This is a genomic window from Actinoplanes sp. NPDC051633 (assembly GCF_040681735.1).
Classification (GTDB): domain Bacteria; phylum Actinomycetota; class Actinomycetes; order Mycobacteriales; family Micromonosporaceae; genus Actinoplanes.
Map to the genome: position 1 here is coordinate 1 of NZ_JBFAZH010000796.1, position 3,660 is coordinate 3,660.

The following is a 3,660-nucleotide window of genomic DNA, read 5'->3' on the forward strand; positions in this document are numbered from 1 at the left end:
GGCTGACCCTGCGGGTACGCCCGGCCGACCCGGCCCGGGTGGCGGACACGCTGCGCGTACTCGACAAGGTCGCCGCACCCGGCACGTCGGCCTCGACCGACACCGCCGCCGGCGCCCGGCCGGGCGCCGTCTCCGTGCCCGTCACCGGTGACACCGCCCTCGACGACGCGGTGCCGGCGCTGCGCCAGGCCGGCGTCGAGGTCACCGAACTCGCCCTGCATCTGCCCAGCCTCGACGAGGTGTTCCACTCCCTCACCGACGGCACACCGCGCAAGGAGCTGGTATGACCACCCTCGACCTCGACATGCCACGGGGAGGGTCGGCGGCCGCGCTGGTCCGGCACAGTGTCGCGCTCGCCAGGCGCAGCCTCATCAAGACCGCTCGCACCCCGGAAGCCCTGATCGACGTGACCCTGCAGCCGGTCATCTTCCTGCTGCTGTTCACCTATCTCTTCGGCGGCGCCATCGCGGGCGGCGACCGCCACGCGTACCTGCAGTTCCTGCTGCCCGGAATGCTCGCGCAGTCGCTGGCGCTGGGCGGCATCGCCCTCGGCCAGAACCTCAACGCCGACATCGAGAAGGGGGTCTTCGACCGCTTCCGGTCCCTGCCGGTGGCCCGGTCAGCGCCGCTGGTCGGCGCGGTCGCCGCGGACGTCGTGCGCTATCTGACGGTGTGCGCGGTGATGCTGGGGTTCGGCGTGATCATGGGCTTCCGGGTGGAGACCGGATTCTGGCCGGCGGTGGCCGCGATCGCGCTGTCCATCGGCTTCGGCCTCTGCTTCTGCTGGATCTCGGTGTGGGTCGGCATGCTCGTGCGGACCCCCGGCGCCGTGCAGGGCGTGATGTTCCTGCTGATCTTCCCGCTGTCCTTCGGCAGCAACGTGTTGGTGGCCACGAACACGCTGCCCGGCTGGTTGCAGGCGTTCGTGCAGGTCAACCCGATCACGCCGCTGGTCGCCACGATCCGCGGGCTGTTGATCGGCGGCCCGGTCGCCGGACATCTGTGGGCGACGCTGGCCTTCATGGCCGGGCTGCTGGTGGTCTTCGTGCCGCTCGCGCTGCGGGCCTACGCCCGCCGAGCCTGATCGTCGGCGGCCGGCAGCGCGGCGGAGAGCAGCCGCGCCGGATCGACCCGGGCCGAGGCCGTCTTCCCGTCCAGCTCCCAACCCGACTGGTACGCGGCGGAGAAGACGTCCTCGCCCACGGCGTCCCGGCAGCGACTGCTCAGCTTGCGAATCTGCGGATCGGTCCGGTCGTGCGCGCCGCGCAGCCGGGCCGCCGCGCCGAGCAGGACGGCGGCGTCGCGGTGCCGTCCGTAGAAGTCGGCCAGGCTCGCCGCCGCCACGGCCACCATCGCGACCATCGGCATGTCGTGCGTCTCCAGCGCGGCGGCGTACGCCCGGGCCAGCGCCGCCTCCGCGCCCGGCCCGTCGCCGGACTCCAGGCACAGCAACGCCCGGGCGGCGCCGATCAGCGCCCGGCCGTGGTCGCCGGTGAACGGCGACTTGAACTTCTCGGCCATCGCCGCCTCGGCCCGCTCGATGAGCACAAGGCCCAGCTCCGTGTCGCCGATCCGGATGCGCACCGTGGCCTCCAGCGCGTCGATCAAGATGAGCATCTCCGGTGTCGCCGAGCGCTCCGCCTTCTCCCGGGCCGCGTTCATCACCGCGATGGCGCCGTCGATGTCGCCCTGCCGCACGCAGAGGTCGATCCAGCGCAGGTCGATGAAGATCTCGTCGTTCAGGCTCAGCGAGCCGAACTCGCGGGCCAGCGCCCGGGCCCGGCGCAGGTCCGCCTGAGCGCCGTCGAGGTCGCCGTCGTATTGGCGGACCAGGGCCCGCATGGGCAGCGCGGTGGCCAGGCCCCAGCGGTCACCCACCTGCCCGAAGGACTCCAGTGCGCCGGCCACGTCGACGCGAACCTGACCGAGGTCGCCGGCGTTCTCGGCGAACTGGGACCGGAACAGGCGAGCCAGCCCGGACAGCCAGACGTCCGGGCCGTCGATGAGGCGCTTGAGGAGGGCCAGCGACGCCTCCCGCTCGTCGACGAAGAAGAGCAGCAGCGCGGTCAGCGCGCCGGCCAGCCCGGGCAGCGACGGATACGCCATCAGGCGGTCGACGAGTGCGCGCAGCGCGGGATCGCGGTGGTGCGGCGTCTGCGGTTCGCCGTCGAGCCGGTTGAGCAGCAGCATCGCCCGGGCGACGTCCCGGTCGAAGGTGTCCTCGCCACCCGGCAGCGCCAGCGTCTCGGTCAGCCAGTAGGACGCGTCCGAGTTCCGGCCGAACATCTGCCAGTACCAGCACAGGTTCAGCACGAGCGCCACCGCGCCGGCGGCGTCCCGGCCGTCGCAGAGGTGGCGCAGGGCGGCGATCGCGTTGTCGTACTCGGCGGTCATCACCCGCAACGCCTCGAGCTGGCCGCGGTTGCGGAGCTGGGGTTCGTGCCGGGCCATCAGCTCGGACAGGTGGCGCGCGGCCAGACCGCGGGCGGTGTCGAGGGTGCCCTGCTCCGCGAGCCGGTCGATGCCGTACTCGCGCAGCGTCTCCAGCATCCGGTAGCGGCCGGAGTCGGGTGCCAGCTGCAGCAGCGACCGGTCCACAAGGGACGCGAGCAGCTCCGGGATGTCGGCCGCCGGCACCGGCGTGCCCGCGCAGACCGCGGTCGCCGAGGCGACCGTCACGCCGCCGGGCAGGACGGACACCCGCTCGGCGACGGTGCGTTCCGGCTCGCCCAGCAGCTTCCAGCTCCAGTCGATGACCGCGCCGAGCGTCCGGTGCCGGGCGTAGGCGGTGCGGCTGCCGGTGCCGAGCAGCCGGAAGCGGTCGGACAACCCGTCGGCCAGCTCGGTCAGCGACAGCGTGCGCAGCCGCGCGGCGGCCAGCTCCAGGGCCAGCGGGATGCCGTCCAGGCCGCGGACCACCCGGAGGATGTCGTCGACCGTGTCCGCGTCGACGTCGAAGCCGGGGCGCACGGCCGCGGCCCGGTCGGTGAACATCCGCACCGCCGACGCCCGGCGGATCTCGTCGAGGCCGGCCTCCGGGCCGGGCAGCGCGAGCGGGCCGAGCGGGACCAGCGCCTCGCCGTCGATGGCGAGCGCCTCCCGGCTCGTCGCCAGCACCCGCAGCCCGGCGCAGCGCGGCAGCAGAGCCGCGATCAGCTCCGCGACGGCGTCGATCAGGTGCTCGCAGTTGTCGACCAGCAGCAGGCTCTCGCGGCCGTTGAACTGGTCGGCGAGCACGTCGACCTCGCCGCCCTCGTCCCGCATCCTTCCGGAACCCTCGAACAGCGCGGTGCCGCGCAGGCCGACCGTGGCCAGCACGGCCGCGCCGACCTTCGCCGGCTCGGTCACCGCGGCCAGGTCGACCAGCCAGGCGCCGTCGCGATACTCATGGCGGTGCCGACGAGCCGCCTCGACCGCGAGCCGGGTCTTGCCCGCCCCGCCCGGGCCGACGACGGTCACCAGGCGACCCACGGCGAGCAGCGACTCGATGCGGGCGAGGTCGTCGTCGCGGCCGATGAAGCTGGTCAGCGGCGCGGGCAGGTTGCTCGGCGGCGGCTCGGCCGGCTCGACGGGCTCGGGGGCGCGCAGCAGCCGCAGGTGGCGCTCGCGCAGGGCGGCACCCGGGTCGGCGCCCAGGCTGTCGGCGAGGGTCGCGCGGAT

2 protein-coding genes and 1 pseudogene are annotated in these 3,660 nt (G+C 73.9%); 2 read left to right on the top strand and 1 reads right to left on the bottom strand.

Going from position 1 to position 3,660, the window contains the following annotated elements; all coding sequences use genetic code 11:
- Both AB0M20_RS32170 and AB0M20_RS32175 read left to right on the top strand, forming a co-directional pair.
- Nucleotides 1-287: pseudogene (locus tag AB0M20_RS32170) on the top strand (daunorubicin/doxorubicin resistance ABC transporter ATP-binding protein DrrA); the annotation flags it as partial.
- Nucleotides 284-1,084, top strand: coding sequence for an ABC transporter permease (locus tag AB0M20_RS32175; RefSeq protein ID WP_364304098.1), 801 nt, complete (start codon nucleotides 284-286; stop codon nucleotides 1,082-1,084). The pseudogene AB0M20_RS32170 and the gene AB0M20_RS32175, both read left to right, overlap by 4 nt.
- On the opposite strand, the gene AB0M20_RS32180 is transcribed toward AB0M20_RS32175, so the two are convergent.
- Nucleotides 1,066-3,660: AfsR/SARP family transcriptional regulator (locus tag AB0M20_RS32180; RefSeq protein ID WP_364304099.1), on the bottom strand; the 2,595-nt coding region annotated here is incomplete at its 5' end. The genes AB0M20_RS32175 and AB0M20_RS32180 overlap by 19 nt on opposite strands.